This window comes from Brevundimonas bacteroides DSM 4726 (genome assembly GCF_000701445.1).
In the GTDB taxonomy this organism is placed as follows: Bacteria; Pseudomonadota; Alphaproteobacteria; order Caulobacterales; family Caulobacteraceae; genus Brevundimonas; species Brevundimonas bacteroides.
Map to the genome: position 1 here is coordinate 169483 of NZ_JNIX01000009.1, position 17711 is coordinate 187193.

At 68.2% G+C, this 17711-nt stretch carries 21 protein-coding genes; 19 read left to right on the forward strand and 2 right to left on the reverse strand.

What is annotated here, in order from left to right:
- Positions 1-3: 3 nt before the first annotated feature.
- The 9 genes from Q333_RS0108150 to Q333_RS16445 all read left to right on the forward strand — a co-directional run bounded on the left by Q333_RS0108150 (position 4) and on the right by Q333_RS16445 (position 8315).
- A complete protein-coding gene (locus Q333_RS0108150; protein WP_029416254.1) occupies positions 4-1488 on the forward strand; it encodes an NADH-quinone oxidoreductase subunit M in 1485 nt (494 codons plus the stop codon).
- 7 nt (positions 1489-1495) lie between these two features.
- Complete coding sequence (nuoN, locus tag Q333_RS0108155; protein WP_029416255.1) at positions 1496-2944, forward strand: NADH-quinone oxidoreductase subunit NuoN; 1449 nt, start codon at positions 1496-1498, stop codon at positions 2942-2944.
- Positions 2945-2948: 4 nt separating this feature from the next.
- A complete protein-coding gene (locus Q333_RS0108160; RefSeq protein ID WP_029416256.1) occupies positions 2949-3695 on the forward strand; it encodes a biotin--[acetyl-CoA-carboxylase] ligase in 747 nt (248 codons plus the stop codon).
- On the forward strand, positions 3692-4474 hold the full coding sequence (locus tag Q333_RS0108165; protein WP_035294011.1) for a type III pantothenate kinase: 783 nt from the start codon (positions 3692-3694) through the stop codon (positions 4472-4474). Before Q333_RS0108160 ends, Q333_RS0108165 begins: the two co-directional genes overlap by 4 nt.
- A complete protein-coding gene (locus Q333_RS0108170) occupies positions 4471-6147 on the forward strand; it encodes a ribonuclease J (RefSeq protein ID WP_029416258.1) in 1677 nt (558 codons plus the stop codon). The genes Q333_RS0108165 and Q333_RS0108170 overlap by 4 nt, the downstream gene beginning before the upstream one ends.
- Before the next feature lies 1 nt (position 6148).
- Positions 6149-7105 (forward strand): hypothetical protein, encoded by a 957-nt coding sequence (locus Q333_RS0108175; protein ID WP_029416259.1) that lies wholly within the window; start codon positions 6149-6151, stop codon positions 7103-7105.
- Between the two features lie 8 nt (positions 7106-7113).
- The gene (gene mce / locus Q333_RS0108180; RefSeq protein WP_029416260.1) at positions 7114-7536 is read left to right on the forward strand and encodes a methylmalonyl-CoA epimerase; all 423 of its coding nucleotides are present in this window, start codon (positions 7114-7116) and stop codon (positions 7534-7536) included.
- Between the two features lies 1 nt (position 7537).
- Positions 7538-7801, forward strand: a complete 264-nt coding sequence (locus tag Q333_RS0108185; protein ID WP_029416261.1) for a DUF1467 family protein — start codon at positions 7538-7540, stop codon at positions 7799-7801.
- An 82-nt stretch (positions 7802-7883) separates the two neighbouring features.
- Positions 7884-8315, forward strand: coding sequence for a hypothetical protein (locus tag Q333_RS16445; RefSeq protein ID WP_035294013.1), 432 nt, complete (start codon positions 7884-7886; stop codon positions 8313-8315).
- 6 nt (positions 8316-8321) lie between these two features.
- Here Q333_RS16445 and Q333_RS0108200 read toward each other — a convergent pair whose 3' ends face one another.
- Together Q333_RS0108200 and Q333_RS0108205 are read right to left on the reverse strand one after the other, a co-directional pair.
- Positions 8322-8840 (reverse strand): DUF2306 domain-containing protein, encoded by a 519-nt coding sequence (locus tag Q333_RS0108200; protein WP_029416263.1) that lies wholly within the window; start codon positions 8838-8840, stop codon positions 8322-8324.
- A gap of 16 nt (positions 8841-8856) precedes the next feature.
- Positions 8857-9279 (reverse strand): DUF2141 domain-containing protein, encoded by a 423-nt coding sequence (locus Q333_RS0108205; protein ID WP_029416264.1) that lies wholly within the window; start codon positions 9277-9279, stop codon positions 8857-8859.
- 129 nt (positions 9280-9408) lie between these two features.
- On the opposite strand from Q333_RS0108205, the gene proS reads away from it, so the two are divergent.
- The 10 genes from proS to era all read left to right on the forward strand — a co-directional run bounded on the left by proS (position 9409) and on the right by era (position 17710).
- Complete coding sequence (proS, locus tag Q333_RS0108210; protein ID WP_029416265.1) at positions 9409-10722, forward strand: proline--tRNA ligase; 1314 nt, start codon at positions 9409-9411, stop codon at positions 10720-10722.
- Complete coding sequence (locus tag Q333_RS0108215) at positions 10719-12020, forward strand: lipoprotein-releasing ABC transporter permease subunit (RefSeq protein ID WP_029416266.1); 1302 nt, start codon at positions 10719-10721, stop codon at positions 12018-12020. The genes proS and Q333_RS0108215 overlap by 4 nt, the downstream gene beginning before the upstream one ends.
- Entirely contained in the window at positions 12013-12714 is a 702-nt protein-coding gene (locus tag Q333_RS0108220; protein WP_029416267.1) for an ABC transporter ATP-binding protein, read from the forward strand. The genes Q333_RS0108215 and Q333_RS0108220 overlap by 8 nt, the downstream gene beginning before the upstream one ends.
- A gap of 18 nt (positions 12715-12732) precedes the next feature.
- Positions 12733-13023 (forward strand): hypothetical protein, encoded by a 291-nt coding sequence (locus Q333_RS0108225; protein WP_029416268.1) that lies wholly within the window; start codon positions 12733-12735, stop codon positions 13021-13023.
- A gap of 39 nt (positions 13024-13062) precedes the next feature.
- Positions 13063-13647: an orotate phosphoribosyltransferase gene (gene pyrE, locus Q333_RS0108230; RefSeq protein WP_029416269.1), complete on the forward strand. Its 585-nt coding sequence runs from the start codon at positions 13063-13065 to the stop codon at positions 13645-13647.
- A complete protein-coding gene (locus Q333_RS0108235) occupies positions 13644-14414 on the forward strand; it encodes a pyridoxine 5'-phosphate synthase (protein WP_029416270.1) in 771 nt (256 codons plus the stop codon). The genes pyrE and Q333_RS0108235 overlap by 4 nt, the downstream gene beginning before the upstream one ends.
- On the forward strand, positions 14411-14812 hold the full coding sequence (acpS, locus tag Q333_RS0108240; protein WP_029416271.1) for a holo-ACP synthase: 402 nt from the start codon (positions 14411-14413) through the stop codon (positions 14810-14812). Before Q333_RS0108235 ends, acpS begins: the two co-directional genes overlap by 4 nt.
- Positions 14813-15264: 452 nt before the next feature.
- The gene (gene lepB / locus Q333_RS0108245) at positions 15265-16053 is read left to right on the forward strand and encodes a signal peptidase I (RefSeq protein WP_035294076.1); all 789 of its coding nucleotides are present in this window, start codon (positions 15265-15267) and stop codon (positions 16051-16053) included.
- Positions 16053-16766 carry a ribonuclease III gene (gene rnc, locus Q333_RS0108250; RefSeq protein ID WP_029416273.1) on the forward strand — a complete coding sequence of 238 codons (714 nt, stop codon included), beginning with the start codon at positions 16053-16055 and terminating at the stop codon, positions 16764-16766. The genes lepB and rnc overlap by 1 nt, the downstream gene beginning before the upstream one ends.
- Positions 16763-17710, forward strand: a complete 948-nt coding sequence (era, locus tag Q333_RS0108255; protein ID WP_029416274.1) for a GTPase Era — start codon at positions 16763-16765, stop codon at positions 17708-17710. The genes rnc and era overlap by 4 nt, the downstream gene beginning before the upstream one ends.
- The last annotated feature ends 1 nt before the right edge of the window (position 17711 follow it).

Here is a 17711-nt window from a genome sequence, read left to right on the forward strand (position 1 = left end):
GTTATGGGTGCGATCCCCAATATCCTGAGCGTCGTCACCTTCCTGCCTCTGGTGGGCGCGCTGCTGATCCTGATCGGTCGGCTGACGACCAAGAACGCCGACGGCCTGGCCCGCTGGGTCGCGCTGGGCACGACGCTGGTCACGCTGGCAGTGTCCTGCGTGCTGGTGGCGCAGTTCGATCCGTCAAGCGCCGCCTATCAGTTCGTGGAACGCTACGCCTGGTTCGCCGGGGCCGAATACCACCTGGGCGTGGACGGGGTGTCGATCCTGTTCGTGCTGCTGACCGCCTTCCTGCTGCCGATCTGCATCGCGGCCAGCTGGACCACCATCAAGGACCGCGTCGTCGACTACATGATCGCGTTTCTGGTGCTGGAGACGCTGGTGATCGGCGTCTTCACAGCGCTGGACCTCTTCCTGTTCTACATCTTCTTCGAGGGCACCCTCGTTCCGATGTTCATCATCATCGGGGTGTGGGGTGGCGCGAACCGCATCTACGCGGCCTACAAATTCTTCCTCTACACCCTGCTGGGCTCGGTCCTGATGCTGCTGGCCATGCTTTGGATGGCCAATGAGGCGGGCACGACCAGCATTCCGGAACTGAAAGACTACGTCTTCGGCGGCTGGGCCCAGTCGATCCTGTGGCTCGCCTTCTTCGCGTCGTTCGCGGTGAAGATGCCGATGTGGCCGGTGCACACCTGGCTGCCGGACGCCCACGTGCAGGCCCCGACAGCGGGGTCCGTCATCCTGGCCGGCATCTTGCTGAAGCTCGGCGGTTACGGCTTCATCCTGTTCAATGTGCCGATGTTCCCGGATGCGTCCGTGCTGTACCGGCCCCTGGTCTTCACCCTGTCGGTGATCGCCATCGCCTACACCTCGCTGGTCGCCTTCCGTCAGACCGACATCAAGAAGCTGATCGCCTACTCGTCGGTCGCGCACATGGGCTTCGTGACCATGGGCATCTTTGCCGGCAACGAACAGGGAATGCAGGGCGCCATCTTCCAGATGCTGAGCCACGGCCTGATCTCGGGCGCGCTCTTCCTGTGCGTCGGCGTGGTCTATGATCGGATGCACACCCGCGAGATCGCCTTCTACGGCGGGCTGACCAGCCGGATGCCGTGGTACGCGGCCATCTTCCTGATGTTCACCATGGCCAACGTCGGCCTGCCGGGCACCAGTGGCTTCATCGGCGAGATCCTGACCATGACGGGGGTCTATGAGGCCTCGACCTGGGCGGCGTTCGTGGCGGCGACGGGCGTGATCCTGTCGGCGGTCTATGCCCTGACGCTGTATCGCAACGTCATGTTCGGCGAGATCACCAATCCGGCGCTGGCGACCATCAAGGACATCGACCTGCGCGAGCTGGCGATCTTCGTTCCGCTTATCATCGGCACCATCTGGCTAGGCGTGCAGCCTGGCCTGGTGCTGGACTACACCGCCGCCTCCGTCGACGCCGTCGTCGGCGGCTGGCGCCTCGCGACCGGCGGGTGAGAGACGAATGACCCCTGACCTGCTCAAGGACCTGAACATCGCGGCCTCGGAGGGCGTGCTGGCGCTCGGCGGCCTCGTGCTGCTCATGGTCGGTGCCTTCGTCGGCGAGAAGTCCGCACGACTGGTGTCGGTCCTGTCCGTGGCCCTTTTGGTCGCCGCCTCGGCCGTCGCGGCCACCGGCCCGCTGGGCGTCGCCTTCAACGGCGCCTACGTCGCCGATCCCCTGGCCATCTACGGCAAGGTTGCAATCTACATCGCCTCGGCCGTGGCCGTGGTGCTGGGCGGCGGATGGATGCAGCGCGAGCGGATCGCGCGGTTCGAATACCCGGTCCTGATCGTGCTGGCCGCCGTCGGCATGGGCATGATGGTGTCGTCGGGCGACCTGATCTCGCTCTACGTCGGCGTCGAGCTGCACTCGCTGGCGCTGTATGTGCTGGCCGCCTATCACCGCGACGACCTGAAGGCGTCGGAGGCCGGGCTCAAGTATTTCGTGCTGGGGGCGCTGTCGTCGGGCCTGCTGCTGTATGGGGCCAGCCTGATCTACGGCTTCACCGGCTCGATGCGGTTCGACGAGATCGCGGCCTATGCCACGGCCAACCCGGGCGTGGGCCTTGTGTTCGGCCTGGTGTTCCTGATCTGCGGCCTGGCGTTCAAGGTCTCGGCCGCGCCGTTCCACATGTGGACGCCGGACGTCTACGAAGGCGCGCCGACGCCGGTCGTGGCCTTCTTCACCACCGCGCCCAAGCTTGCAGCGATGATTTTGTTCGCCCGGGCCCTGTCGGAAGGGTTCATGGAGGCGCATGCCCAGTGGGCGCAGGTGCTGATCCTGATCTCGCTGGCCAGCTTCGTCGTCGGGGCCTGGGGCGGTCTGGCGCAGAAGGACATCCAGCGTCTGCTGGCCTATTCGTCGATCGCCAACATCGGCTACGCCATCCTCGGCATCGCGGCGGGCACCGAGGCCGGGCTGCAGGCCATGATCGTCTTCATGACGCTGTACATGATCGACACCATGGGCTTCTTCGCCATCCTGCTGTCGCTGAGCCGGAACGGGCGTCCGATCCGGACCATCGCCGATCTGGCGGGGCTGAAGAACGACCGGCCGGTGACGGCCATCGCCATCACCGTGCTGTCGCTGTCGGTCTTGGGCATGCCGCCGCTGTCGGGCTTCTGGGGCAAGTACTACGTCTTCGGTGCCGCGGCCTCGGCCGGCTACTGGATGGTGGCGGCGGCGGGTCTGGTGGCCTCGGTCGTGGCGGCCTTCTACTATCTGCGGATCATCAAGCTGATGTGGTTCGACGCGGCGCCAGACGGCGTGGCCAGGACCGACAAGGCCCCGGTCGAGAGCCAGTGGATCGGCTGGGCCTGCGCCGCCTTCGCCTTCCCGCTGGTCATCGTCGGCCTGACCTGGCTGGAGCCCGCGACCCGGATCGCCGCCTCGGGTTTCGGGGCGGGGTAGGGCGGTGATCCCGCCCGTCCAGGTTTTCGACGAACTCGATTCCACCAACGCCGAGGCGCGCCGCAGGGCCGAGGCCGGAGAGGTCGCCTCCGCCTGGATCGTCGCGCGTCGTCAGACGGCTGGTCGCGGACGGCGAGGGCGAAGCTGGGAGAGCGAAACGGGAAATCTGTTCGCTACGCTGGCTCACATCACCCACAAATCACCCGCCGAGGCGGCGCAGGTGACGTTCGTGGCGGCGCTGGCGGTCGCCGAGCTGCTGGAGGCCTTCGCCGCGCCGGGCACGGTCAGCATCAAATGGCCCAACGACGTCCTGCTGGCGGGCGAGAAGGCGGCGGGCATCCTGGTCGAGTCCGGCGCCCATCCGGCGGGCGGCCTTTGGCTGGCAGTCGGGATGGGGGTCAACCTGGCCCATGCGCCGGAAGGGACCGAGCGACCGGCGAGCAGTCTGGTGCACCACCTGAGGAGCGATGTCGCCTATCCGCCGAGCGTCGAGGCGGCGGCCGGCGTGCTGGCGGAAGCCTTTGAGGCTTGGCGGGGGCGGTGGGAGACGCTGGGCTTCCAGCCGGTGCTCGACGCCTGGACGGCGCGGACCAAAGGGCTGGACGGTCCGTGTGTGGCGCGGCTGGGCCATGAAACGGTCAGCGGCGTGGCCGAGGGCGTCGCGCCGGATGGGTCGCTGCGGCTAAGGACGGCCGACGGCTCGTTGCGGCTGATCTCGGCGGGCGATGTCTTCTTTGGAGAGGCGGCCTGATGCTGCTGGCGATCGAACAGGGCAACACCAACACGCTGTTTGCGGTCCATGACGGCCAGAGCTGGATCGCCCAGTGGCGCACGGCGACCGAGGCCAGCCGAACGGCCGACGAATATGCGGTCTGGCTGACGCAGCTGCTGGCCATGCGGTCGATTGCGCTGACCAGCCTGACGGGCTGCATCATCTCCAGCGTGGTTCCGCAGTCGATCTTCAACCTGCGGAACCTGGCGCGGCGCTATCTGTCGGTCGAGCCGCTGGTGATCGGGGACAATGTCGAGCTCGGTATTCCCGTCCGCATCGCCAAGCCGAGCGAGGCGGGCGCGGACCGGCTGGTCAACGCCATCGGGGCGCATCTGGCCTATCCGGGGGACCTGATCGTGATCGACAGCGGCACCGCGACGACGTTTGACATCGTGGCGGCGGACGGGGCGTTCGAGGGCGGGGCGATCGCGCCCGGCATCAACCTCAGCCTCCAGGCCCTGCATGAGGCGGCGGCCATGCTGCCCCGCATCGCCATCCAGCGGCCCGAGCGCGTGATCGGCAAGGACACCGTGTCCAACATGCAGTCCGGCGTGTTCTGGGGCTACATCGGTCTGATCGAGGGCATGGTCGAGCGCATCAAGGCCGAGTGGGGACGACCGATGACGGTCGTGGGCACCGGCGGCGTGGCCAGCCTGTTCGAGGGGGCCACTGACAGCATCGACCGGTTCGATCCGGACCTGACCATCCGCGGCCTGCTCGAAATCTGGCGGCGGAACACCCATCTCAAGGACGCATGACAAAGACAAAAGCGAACGACGAACTCGTCTTCCTGCCGCTGGGCGGCTCGGGCGAGGTCGGGATGAACCTGAACTGCTACGGCTATGGTCCCGAGAGCGACCGGCAGTGGATGCTGGTCGACGTCGGCGTGACGTTCGGCGATTCCACCACGCCCGGCGTGGACATCATCGTCCCGGACCCCAGCTTCCTGGCCGGGGAGACGATCAAGGGCATCGTCTTGACCCACGCGCACGAGGACCACATCGGGGCCCTGCCGTGGCTGTGGGACCGGCTGAAGGCGCCGATGTACGCCACGCCGTTCACCGCCTTCCTGATTCGCGAGAAGCTGCGCGATCGCGGCCTGCAGGACGTGAAGATCCACGAGGTGCCGATGGGCGGCCACGTTGATCTGGGGCCGTTCTCGGTCGACTTCATCACCATGACCCATTCGATCGCCGAGCCAAACGGGCTGAAGATCACGACGCCGCTGGGCACAGTCTTCCACACCGGCGACTGGAAGCTGGATCCCAACCCCGTCATCGGCAAGCCGACCGACATCGCCGCCATCCAGAAGATGGGCGACGAGGGCCTTCTGGCCATGGTGTGCGACTCGACCAACGTCTTCGTCGAGGGCGAGGCCGGGTCGGAGACGGAGGCCCAGGCGGGCCTGATCGAACTGATCGGCAGCCTCAAGACCGGGCGGATCGCGGTCGGCTGCTTCGCATCCAACGTGGCCCGCATGGTCAGCGTGATGAAGGCTGCGGAGAAGGCCGGGCGGCGCGTGGCGCTGGCGGGTCGCTCGATGCACCGGATCACGGCGGCGGCCAAGCACGTCGGCCTGTTCAACGAATCGAAGGCGATCCTGTCGGAGGATGAGGCACGGCACTGGCCCGCCGACGAGATCCTGTATCTGTGCACCGGCAGCCAAGGCGAAGACCGGGCGGCCCTGTCGCGGATCGCCAATGGGACGCACCCCTTCATCAAGCTGGGGCTGGGCGACCACTGCATCTTCTCGTCGCGGGTCATTCCCGGCAATGAGCTGGCCATCGCCGACCTCCAGGATCGGCTCGCCGACCGGGGCGTGCGGCTCTACACCGAGAAGGATCACCCGGGCATCCACGTCTCGGGTCACCCGTGCCGGGACGAGATGCGCCAGATGTACGCCTGGGCCCGGCCGCGCATCTCGGTGCCGACCCACGGCATGCGCCGCCATTTGATGGAACACGCCGCTCTGGCCCGCGAACTGGGCACGCCGGAGACGGTGACGCCCCGGAACGGCGATCTGGTGCGTCTGGCCCCCGGACCCGCCGCCATCATCGACGAGGTGCCGAGCGGGCGTCTGTACGTCGACGGCGGCATGGTCGTGACCGAGGCCGGCGAGGCCCTGCGCGAACGTCGGCACGCCTCGACGAACGGGGTGCTGGTCGTCAGCTTCGCCATGGACAAGCGTGGCAAGATCGTCTCGGACATCGACGTGCGCGGCATCGGCCTGCCGGGCGACGAGGTTACGCCGCTGGGCGAGGCCCTGGACGAACTGGCCGAACGCGCCGAGCAGGCGGTGCTGGCGCTGAAGGGCGAGGCGCTGGAGGACGAGGCGGTCATCGAACAGGCCGTGGCCCGCGCCCTGAAGAAGACCAGCCAGCGCATCTGGGACCGCCGACCCATCGTCGAGACGGTGATCCTGAGGCTGTGAGGTGACGCCGGACTGGGCGCGTTCGGTTCCGGATAGGCTCCGCGCGCGGACGGGGCGGGTGCTGGAGCGCATCCGGCATGCGCGGCATCCGTGGACCGGCTGGCGCAAGTGGGCGGTCATCGTTGGCGAGGGGACGGTTGGCTTCGTCCTGCTATTCGCCCTGGCCAATCTGACGCTCAGCCTGTCGACCTTTCGGGGCGAGGACCCGCTGAGGCGCACGGCGCATGAGCTGGGCGTGTTGTGGTACTCGACGCCCGACGGCCAGCCGACGTCGGAGGAAGCCTTCGACGCCATCCACGGCCGCGACCTGGGCGACGATCCGAGCGCGGCCGAGATCAAGGCGCATTTCCTGGCGGCGGCGCGGGGCGGAACCTTTCTGCTCGACCAGATCATGGTCGATCGCATGGAGGCGGTGAACGGGCGGGTCGATGCCGCCGTCCTGCCCGCCGGAGTCTATGTCGGGGCCCATGCCCTGGGGCCGGACAAGCCGCCGCTGGTCTGGGTGACCAAGTGGCTGGCGCACTACGTCCTGTTCCCGCGCCACGCCTACATCCTGGTGGTGCCCGAAACCGGCCCGGCCTGGGCCTTTTCCGCCAGTCAGGAGGGCAAGTTTCCGGGTGACACCGACAGCCCCAACCGCCTGTCGGCGCGGGTCACGCCCTACAATGATGCCGCCTACGATTTCCCGAGCTCGGGCGAGGCGTTGCACGAGATGACCATCGTCAGCGACGATCCGGCGGTCGTTGCCGGGGCGCTGTCGCGGCTGACTGAAGCGCGGGATCGGCTGGAGGCGCTGGACCAGCCCTATGGCCTGCTGGCCCCTAACTCCAATACCGTCGTCGGTTGCATCCTGGAGGAGGCGGGGCTGATCAGCCGGGAGACGCGACGATCCGCCCTGCTGGCGCTGAGGGCTCCGGGGATGGGCGCGGCTTGCCCCGGCGCGGACGAGACGCCATAGCCTCCCGCATGATCGGTCGCTTGAACCACGTCGGCGTCGCCACGCCCTCCATCGCTGACAGCGTACGGCTGTACGCCGAGCTGCTGGGCGCGACCGCGGCGCATGAGCCGTTCGATCTGCCGGCGCAGGGCGTGCGGGTCTGCTTCATCGACCTGCCCAACAGCCAGATCGAGCTGATCGAGCCGCTGGGCGAGGACAGCCCCATCCGCGGCTTTCTGGCCAACAACCCCAAGGGCGGCCAGCATCACGTCTGCTTCGAGGTCGAGGACATCCTCGCCGCGCGCGATGCCCTGCGCGCCAATGGTGCCACGATCCTGGGGACGGGCGAGCCTCGCATAGGGGCGCACGGGACGCCCATCCTGTTCCTGCATCCGAAGGACATGGGCGGGGTGCTGATCGAGCTGATGGAAGCCCCGCAGGAGGCGCACTGACATGCCCATCGGTCCCGTGACCATGCTGGCGATCTACATCGTCGTCTGGTGGGTGGTGCTGTTCGCCGTCCTGCCGCTCGGCACATCGTCCGAAACTCACGAACCGCCGACCGACGGCCGCCAGTGGGGCGCGCCCGAGACTCCGAACCTGAAGAAGAAGTTCATCACCACGACGTGGGTAGCCCTGATCGTGTGGGCGTTCGTGATGTTTCTGGTCTTCATTGGCTGGATGCCCCTGCCGGACCTCGCCCCGCCAGTTCCGTAGCCCAGATTGCTCCTGCGCGGTTGTTTCGCATACCGTCACTACGGGAAGGTGCGATGTTTTGCACCGAGAGGGAGCGGTCGAGATGAAACTTGGTGCGCGGAACGTGGGGTGCGCCCTGGCGCTGCTGATAGCGGCCTGCAATTCGGCTTCGGACGAGGCCGATCCAACGGTGAAGGCCGAGAACGCCCCGGCCACCGCCCCCGCCGTCGCCGAGGTGCCTGCGGCCTTCGTCGGGACCTGGACCAGCGACGGCTGCAACGAACCGTCAGTCCGGATCGGCGTCAGGGATATCCGGCACTTCTATGCGGAGGTCGCTGCGCCCCTGACGGCGGTGACGGTCTCCGACGACGGTCGACTTGTCGTCACGTTCAGTGATGAGGGCGCTACGGTGACCGATACCTTCCAGTTGACCAACGGCCAGTTGGATCAGATCAGCAGCGTGTCGGCCGACAGCAATGATCAGTTCGAGACTGAACCCATGACTAAGTGTTCCGGCCCCTCGCCGCTGGACTGATCGACTTCAGGCCGGAGTCAGTAGGCGCCTGCGACGCGACAGCGTCCGTGCAATCTCGACCGCGTTCCAAGCCAAGAGCAGGATCAGGAACACCAGCATGACCGCGCCGTGGGCCTGGCCTAGCAGCTGCGGACCCTGTTCGTTCAGGATGTCGCGCATGGCGTGGATGCGCAGGAAGACCTCGTTCACCCCGCCGCCGATCAGCAGATAGTAGCTGGTGATCATGGCCGAGAGGTGGATGTGCTTCCACAAGGGGCGGGGCCAGTGGGTGCGCGCCGTCGCCCAGCCGATGGCGATGACGATGAGCGTCACGATCGCCAGGAGATGCGGAAAGAAGAACACGCCCAGTCTGTAGACGCCAAGCGCCGACAGGTTCAGGGCGATCATGGACACCATGTAGACGCGGCCGGTCGGGATGTGGCGCGCCGAGCCCTTGCTCGTGGTGAAGCCATAGGCGCCGGCGGCGAGCGCGATCAGGCAGGCGACGCTGTGAAACCAGCCCAGCGGGACGAGATCGAGGTTCATGATCGGAGGCTCCGTCTCAGCGGCCGAGGGTGACGCGGATGACGCCGCCGCTCGCGCCGACGCGCATCACCGCGTCCTCAAAGCGAGGCGGGCCCATGACGCCGCGCGCACCCCGGCTGTAGCCCCAGGGCTCGACGGGGGCGCCCATCATGCCGCCGAAGGTCAGGCGTCCGTCGCGGTTGACGTCCTGATAGGCCGAGACGGCGTAGCGGCCCGGCGGAACGCCTGTGAAGCGCGCCACCGCTGTGCCGTCCGCGTTCGGCGTGATGCTGGCCTGGAAGCGGGAGGCGCGCATGAACTCGCCTTCGGTGCTGAGCTGGACCAGCACAGGTCCGCCGGGTCGGGCTCCGGTGAACCGCACCTCGACCGCGCCGGACTGGGCCGAGGCGGTGGGGGGAACAATGATGGTGGCGGCGAGGGCAAGAAGGACGAGGCGCATGGATCGTCTCCGAGAAAGCACTTTACCAAACAAAGCACACTGTCGATTGCTGGTCAATCGCGTCGCCTTCGCGTTGCCAAGGTTGAAGGCCACGGGCTAGACGGAAGGCCCCCGAACAAGGACCGACCGATGCGCCTGTCGCGCTACTTCCTGCCGACCCTGAAAGAGGCGCCGTCCGACGCCCAGATCGTGTCTCATCAGCTGATGCTCCGCGCCGGACTGATCCGGCAGGAGGCGGCCGGGATCTACGCCTGGCTGCCGCTGGGTCTGCGGGTGCTGAAGCGGATCGAGCAGATCGTGCGCGAGGAGCAGGAGCGGGCGGGGGCGGTCGAGCTGCTGATGCCGACGCTGCAGCTGGCCGACCTGTGGCGGGAATCGGGACGCTACGACGCCTATGGGCCGGAGATGCTGCGCATCACCGACCGGCACGAGCGTGAGCTGCTGTATGGCCCCACCAACGAGGAGATGATCACCGACATCTTCCGGGCCTATGTGAAGAGCTACAAGGCGCTGCCGCTGAACCTCTTCCACATCCAGTGGAAGTTTCGCGACGAGCGCCGGCCGCGCTTCGGCGTCATGCGCGGGCGCGAGTTCCTGATGAAGGACGCCTATTCCTTCGATCTGGATGAGGCGTCGGCGCGGCGCGCCTATAACCGCATGTTCGTGGCCTATCTGAACACCTTCGCCCGCATGGGGCTGAAGGCCGTGCCGATGCGGGCCGACACCGGACCGATCGGTGGCGACCTGAGCCATGAGTTCATCGTCCTGGCCGACACCGGCGAGAGCCAGGTGTTCTGCGATCGCAAGCTTGTCGAGATGCCGGCGCCGGGCGGCGACGTGGACTGGAACGATCTGCAGCCGATCGTCGATGGTCGGACATCGCTGTATGCCGCGACCGAGGAGATGCACGATGCCGCCGCCTTCGAAGCGCAGACGGCGGAAGCTGACCGCCTGACCGCGCGGGGCATCGAGGTGGGGCACATCTTCTATTTCGGGACCAAGTACTCGGCCCCGATGAAGGCGCGCGTGGCCGGGCCGGACGGGCAGGACACCGACGTCCACATGGGCAGCTATGGCGTCGGCGTGTCGCGGTTGCTGGGGGCCATCATCGAGGCCAGCCATGACGAGGCGGGCATCATCTGGCCTGACGCGGTCGCCCCTTTCGACGTCGTCGTCATCAACCTGCGCGCCAACGACCCCGACGTCTGCCAGGCCTGCGAGGCGGCGGTCGAGGCCCTGGAGACGACCGGCAAGATGGTCCTCTACGATGACGCCGATGAGCGACCGGGCGGCAAGTTCGCCACCGCCGATCTGATCGGCGTGCCGTGGCAGCTGACGATCGGGCCCAAGGGTGTGGCCGAGGGCGTGGTCGAGCTTAAGCGCCGGGCAACTGGCGAGAAGATCACCCTGCCGCTCGATCAGGCGATGGAGCGCATCGGTTGACCGCGACCCCCGTCGGCGCGCCGGTGAAGCCCGCCGGTCCGTTCTCCGCCTGGGAGATCGGGCTGGCGCTCCGCTACCTGCGCGCCAAGCGAAAGGAAGGCGGGGTGGCGACCATCGCCATCATCAGCTTCGTCGGCATCATGCTGGCGGTCGCGGTGCTGATCAGCGTCATGAGCATCATGGCCGGTTTCCGCTCCGAACTGTTGGGCCGGATGCTGAGCTTCAACGGCCATATGTACGTCCAGGGGCAGGTGCTGCAGGCGCCGGATCGCGACGCGGTGCTGGAGCGGATCGCGGCGGTGCCGGGCGTCGAGAGCGTCAGCCCGCTGACCGAGAACCAGGCGCTGGTGCGGGCGGCGGGGCAGACGACCGGAGCCTTCGTGCGGGGCCTGCGTCCGCAGGATCTGGACTCGATGCAGTATGTCTCGTCCAGTCTGTCGGATCAGGCGCGCGCCAGCTTCGGCCGGGGCGCCTATGGCGGCGAGAACGTGCTGATCGGCCAGGCTCTGGCCGATGCGCTGGGTGTGCGGGTCGGTGATCCGATCACCCTGTATTCGCCGACCGGGGCGGACAGCGCCTTCGGCAACCTCGGCGGGCTGGAAAAGACCTATGTCATCGGCGGGACCTATTCGTCGGGCACGGCGGACTACGACCGGGCCTTCATCTTCATGCCGCTGGAGCAGGCCCAGCTGTTCTTCGGCAAGGAGGGCGTCTGGGACGTCATCGAGCTGAAGGTCGCCGATCCGGATCGGGTGGCCGACTATCTGGAGCCCGTGTCGACCGCCGCCGGGCCGGGGGCCTTCGTGCAGGACTGGCGCGATCGCCTCGCCGCCTTCTGGGGCGCGCTGAAGGTCGAGCGGGTGGCCATGTCGATCATCCTGGGCCTGGTCGTCGCCATCGCGGCGATGAACATCATCTCCGGCATCGTCATGCTGGTGAAGAACAAGGGCCGCGACATCGCCATCCTGCGCACCATCGGGGCTAGCCCGTCGTCGATCCTGCGGGTCTTCTTCATGGCCGGGGCGACGATCGGGGTCGCCGGAACGCTGGCGGGCCTGACGCTCGGCCTGCTGTTCTGCCTGAACATCGGCCCGATCCAGCATTTCCTGGAGGCGATCACGGGCGTTCAGCTGTTCAACGCCGACGTCTACATGCTCGACGCGATCCCGGCCCTGGTCGATCCGGTCGATGTGTTCTGGGTGGCGGTGTGGTCGCTCTTGATGAGCTGCGTGGCCAGCCTGCCGCCCTCGTGGAACGCGAGCCGCATCGATCCGGTGGAGGCCCTGCGCTTTGAGTGATCCGGTTCTTTCTCTGCGGGGCGTGACCCGCACCTATCAGACGGCCCAAGGGGGGCTGACGGTGCTGAAGGGCGTCGATCTGGACATCTTTCCGGGGGAGCTGGTCGGGCTGATCGGGCCGTCGGGCTCGGGCAAGTCGTCGCTGCTGCATGCAGCCGGTCTGCTCGAGCGGCCGACGTCGGGCGAGGTTCGCATCGACGGCGAGGACGTGGGCGCGCTGGACGAGCGGGCCCGCACCCGCATCCGGCTGAGCCGCGTGGGATTCGTCTACCAGTTCCACCACCTGCTGCCGGAGTTCGACGCGCGCGATAACGTCGCCCTGCCGATGCGCATCGCGGGCTGGCCGCTCGATCAGGCCCAGGCGCGGGCGGAGGCGGCGCTGGCTTCGCTGGGTCTGGCCGAACGCACACGCCACCAGCCAGCGCAGATGTCCGGCGGGGAACAGCAACGCGTCGCCCTGGCGCGCTCCCTGGCCAATGGCCCGCGCCTGCTGCTGGCCGACGAACCGACCGGCAACCTCGATCCCGCCACCAGCCAGTCGGTGTTCGAGACCCTGCAGACCCTGGTCAAGGAGACCGGCGTCGCCGCCCTGATCGCCACCCACAACATGGAGCTGGCCGGTCACATGGACCGCGTCTTCGCCCTGAAGGACGGCCATCTGGAAGAGCGGCAGGCAGAAAGTCGCGAATACTGACCGAGCGAAGGACACGGCATGGACGACCTGCAACGTGCCTATGACCTGCGCCACGCCTCGGACCGCGCCCGCCTGGAGGGGCGCACCGTCCAGGCGCTGGCCGACGCGACCGAGGCTGTCGCGATCTATGCGAACCTGCCGGATCGCGGCCTCGACCTCGCCAATGCCTTGAGGCTCAAGGCTCTGGCGCTGGACGACCTCGAGCGTTCGGGGGAGGCGGTGCTGGACTGGACGGAGGCGCGGCGGCTCTATGCCGATCTCGGGATCGCCGAGGGTGTGACGGAATGCGACGGTCGCCTGTCACGCTGACGCTTCACCCGTCGACCGGTTGGTCCTAAGACCACGCTCATGACCTCCGACGATGTGCTCGACGAATTCCGCTCCGCCGGGGCCCTCCGCGAGGGGCATTTCGTGCTGTCCTCGGGCCTGCACAGCCCGGTCTTCCTGCAGAAGAACCTGGTCTTCATGGACGCGGCCCGCTGCGAGCGGCTGTGCAAGGCGCTGGCGGAGAAGATCACGGCCGCGGTCGGGTCGGTGGATGTGGCCATTTCCCCCGCCGTGGGCGGCATCATCCCCGGCTACGAGACCGCCCGGCATCTGGGCGTGCCGTCCATGTACGTCGAGCGCGAGGGCGGGGCCTTCAAGCTGCGCCGCGGCTTCCATGTCGAGCCCGGACAGCGGGTCGTCATGGTCGAGGACATCGTAACGACGGGTCTGTCCAGCCGCGAGTGCATCGCGGCGATCCAGGCGGCGGGCGGCGAGGTCGTCGCGGCGGCGTGCATCGTCGATCGCTCGGGCGGCCGGGCCGACGTGGGCGTGCCGTTGGTGGCGCTGGCGACGCTGGACGTGCCGGCTTATCCGGCCGACGCCCTGCCGCCGGAACTGGCGGCCCTGCCGGTCGAGGATCCGGGCAGCCGGAGGCTGGCGAAGTGACCCCGACCCGCGTCCGCCTGGGAGTCAATATCGACCATGTCGCCACGGTGCGGAACGCGCGAGGCGGGGCGGCCCCGGACCCCGTCCGGGCCGCGCGCGAGGCCCTGGCCGCACGGGCCGACGGCATCACGGCGCACCTGCGCGAGGATCGTCGGCACATCTCGGACGCCGACATCGACCACCTGTCGGCCGTGCTGCGCGAGCAGGCGCGACCGCTGAACCTGGAGATGGCCGTGACGCATGAGATGTTGGCCATCGCCCTGCACTACCGGCCCCACGCCGTCTGCCTGGTGCCCGAGAAGCGCGAGGAGCGGACGACCGAGGGCGGGCTGGACGTGGTCGGGGGGCACAACTGGATCACCCCCTTCGTCGGCAAGCTGAACGAGGCGGGCGCGCGGGTGTCGCTCTTCATCGGGGCCGATCCGGCCCAGATCGAGGCGGCGCACCGGACCGGCGCGGCGGTCGTCGAACTGCACACCGGGGCCTACTGCGACGCCGTCCGCGAGGGGCGTGACGACGATGCCGCCACCGAACTGGCCGCCCTGTCCGCCGGGGCGGCCCATGCCCACGCCCTTGGTCTGGAAGTCCACGCGGGGCACGGCATCGACTACGACACCGTCGCCGCCGTCGCTGCGATCCCCCAGATCATGGAGCTGAACATCGGCCATTTCCTAATCGGGGAGGCCATCTTCGTGGGACTGGGTCCGGCGATCGGGCGGATGCGCGAGCTGATGGACGAGGCGCGCGGGCTGGAGACCGCCGCGTGATCATCGGCGTCGGCGCCGATCTGACGGACATCCGGCGCATCCAGGCGTCGCTCGATCGGTTCGGCGACCGCTTCAAGCGCCGTTGCTTCACCGAGCTGGAACAGCGTCGGTCCGACCGCAAGCCTGACGCCGCTTGGAGCTACGCCAAGCGATTCGCGGCCAAGGAGGCCTGCGCCAAGGCGCTGGGCACCGGCATGCGGCGCGATGTCTACTGGAAGGACATGGGTGTGGTGAACCTGCCTAGCGGGCAGCCGACGCTGGCTTTGACCGGCCCGGCGGTGGCGCATCTGGCCCGGCTGACGCCTCCGGGGCATGAGGCGCGCATTCACCTGACGCTGTCGGACGAGCACCCCTACGCACTCGCCTTCGTGGTGATCGAAGCCTTGCCGATGGCGTAATCGCGCTATACCCGTGCCGACGACGATCAGACCGCGTTCGGCGGGCGGGGACAGGCGATTTCATGGACGAAGAGCACAAGCGCGACGTGACGGACGGCTCCGAGCCGACGCCGGTCGAGACCTCGGACGCGCCCGCCGCCGCCGAACCGGCGGTCGACACCGGCGCGGGTGAAGTCGACGCCGCCGAAGCGGCCTTCGCCGCCTCCGAGAGCGGCCTGCCCGTACAGCCGGAAGCGCCCGCTGAGCCTGCCACCGCCGAAGTCGAGCCCGCCGCTGTCGTGACCGAACCTGAGCCGGTCGCCACCGTGTCCGAGCCTGATCCCGTTCAGCCTGCCGCGCCAGAGCCGGTGCTGGCTGCCGCTGCCGCCGGGACCGTTGCTGCCGCGGCCTCGCGCCCGATCTGGAGCGATCAGGGCGATGCGCCGTTCGACGACGGCGGCAAGACGGAGAAGGTGCCGCCCGCCGCCCGCGTGAAGGACGATGAGGACGACGGCGGCCGCTCCGCCGGCTCCGAGACGCTGGAGATTGTCAAGACGATCGTGGTGGCGCTGGCCATCGCCTTCGTGCTGCGGGTGCTGCTGTTCCAGCCCTTCACCATTCCGTCGGCCTCGATGGAGCCGAACCTCTATGAGGGCGACTACATCGTCGTGTCCAAGTGGACCTATGGCTATTCGAAGTATTCCTCGGGCCTGCCGATCAACCTGCCGCTGGGCGAGGGTCGGGTGTTCGGCCGAGCGCCGGAGCGGGGCGACATCGTCGTGTTCAAGCTGCCGCGCGACGACCGCACGGACTACATCAAGCGCGTCATCGGCCTGCCGGGCGACCGCATCCAGATGATCGGCAATGTGCTGCACATCAACGGCCAGCCGGTGAACGACGTGGTCGTCAGCCGCGGCGAGGTCGAGGACGTCTTCGGCCCCCGCTCGATGATCCAGGCGCGCGAGACCCTGCCGAACGGCCGCTCCTTCCTGATCCAGGACTTCGGGCCCGGCGGCGATCTGGACGACACCCCGGTCTATGAGGTGCCGGCCGGCCACTACTTCATGATGGGCGACAACCGCGACAACTCCATCGACAGCCGCGTGCAGGAGAGCGCCGGCGTGGGTCTGGTCCCGGAGGAGAACCTGGTCGGCAAGGCCGAGATCATCGCCTTCTCGTGGTCGCCGGGGGCGTCGCTGTTCAACCCGGTCAGCTGGTTCGCCAACGTCCGGCCCAGCCGCTTCTTCCGCGTTCTGGACTGATGGTAAATGCCCGCGCCGAGGCGGTGGCCGCTCTGGTCGACCGGCTCGGCCACCGGTTTGCCGATCCCGCCCTGCTGGAGCGGGCCCTGACCCATTCCAGCGTGGGGGAGGGGGCCGACAAGGCCGCCGGCAAGCCCGCGCGCCACAACGAGCGGCTGGAGTTCCTGGGAGACCGGGTGCTGGGTCTGTTGGTCGCGGACCGGCTTCATTCGGAGTTTCCCGAGGCCGACGAGGGCGAGCTGTCGTCGCGGCTGCATGCGCTGGTCGACAAGCACGCCTGCGGGCGGGTCGGGGCACGACTGGGCGTCGGGCCTGCCATGCGCCTGTCGCCCGGCGAGACCAAGACCGGCGGCCGTCGCAAGGAGGGCGTCGTCGCCGACGCGGTCGAGGCGATCCTGGCGGCCGTCTGGCTGGACGGCGGCATCGACGCCGCGCGGCGGGTGTTCGAACGCGCCTGGGCCGAGGAACTGGCCGCGCCCGCGCCGCGCGCGCTGAACAATCCCAAGTCGGCGCTGCAGGAGTGGTCGCAAGGGGCGGGGCGTCCGCTGCCGGCCTACCGCGTGGTGGGTCAGACCGGCTCGGATCATGCGCCGACCTTCACCGTCGAGGTATCGATCCCGGGCGTGGAGCCCTTGACCGCGCAGGGACGTTCGCGTCAGGACGCGGAGAAAGCGGCGGCGACCGCCCTGCTGAAACGTGAAGGCGTGATTTGACCGAGACCCAACAGACCCGCGCGGGCTTCGCCGCCATCATCGGCGCGCCGAACGCGGGCAAGTCCACGCTCGTCAACCGCCTGACCGGATCCAAGGTGTCGATTGTCACCCAGAAGGTACAGACGACGCGCTTCCCCGTGCGGGGCATCGCCATGCACGGAACCGCCCAGATCGTGCTGGTCGACACGCCCGGAGTCTTCACCCCGCGCCGTCGGCTGGATCGGGCCATGGTGGCTTCGGCCTGGGCGGGCGCGCAGGACGCCGACGCTGTGGTGCATCTGGTCGACGCGGCGTCGCACATCGCGTCGGACGGCAAGGAGGGCTCGGCGGCGGACCGCAAATCGGCCGAGGACACCGAGACCATCATCGCCAACTTGAGAGCGACCGACACCAAGGTCATCCTGGCGCTCAACAAAATCGACGGCATGCGCAGGGACACCCTGCTGGCGCTGTCGCAGGCGCTGTTCGACACGGGCGTCTATTCCGAGGTCTTCATGATCTCGGCCCTGTCCGGCGATGGCGTGGATGACCTGAAGACGCGGCTGGCGCTGGCGATGCCGGAAGGGCCGTGGCTGTATCCAGAGGACCAGTCGGCGGACGTGCCGCTGCGGGTGCTGGCGGCCGAGATCACGCGCGAGAAGGTCTATCTGCGCGTCCATGAGGAGCTGCCCTATTCGGCGGCGGTGGAGACCACGGCCTTCGACGAGAAGGCCGACGGATCGGCCCGGATCGAGCAGACCATCTACGTCGAGCGCGAAAGCCAGCGGCCCATCGTCCTGGGCAAGGGCGGCCAGACGCTGAAATGGATCGGCCAGAAGTCGCGCGAGGAGCTGACCGAGCTGCTGGACCGGCCGGTGCACCTGTTCCTGACCGTCAAGGTCGATCCGAAATGGCAGGACAGCCGGGCGCTCTATGCGCAGTTCGGGCTGGAGTTCGACGTCTAGG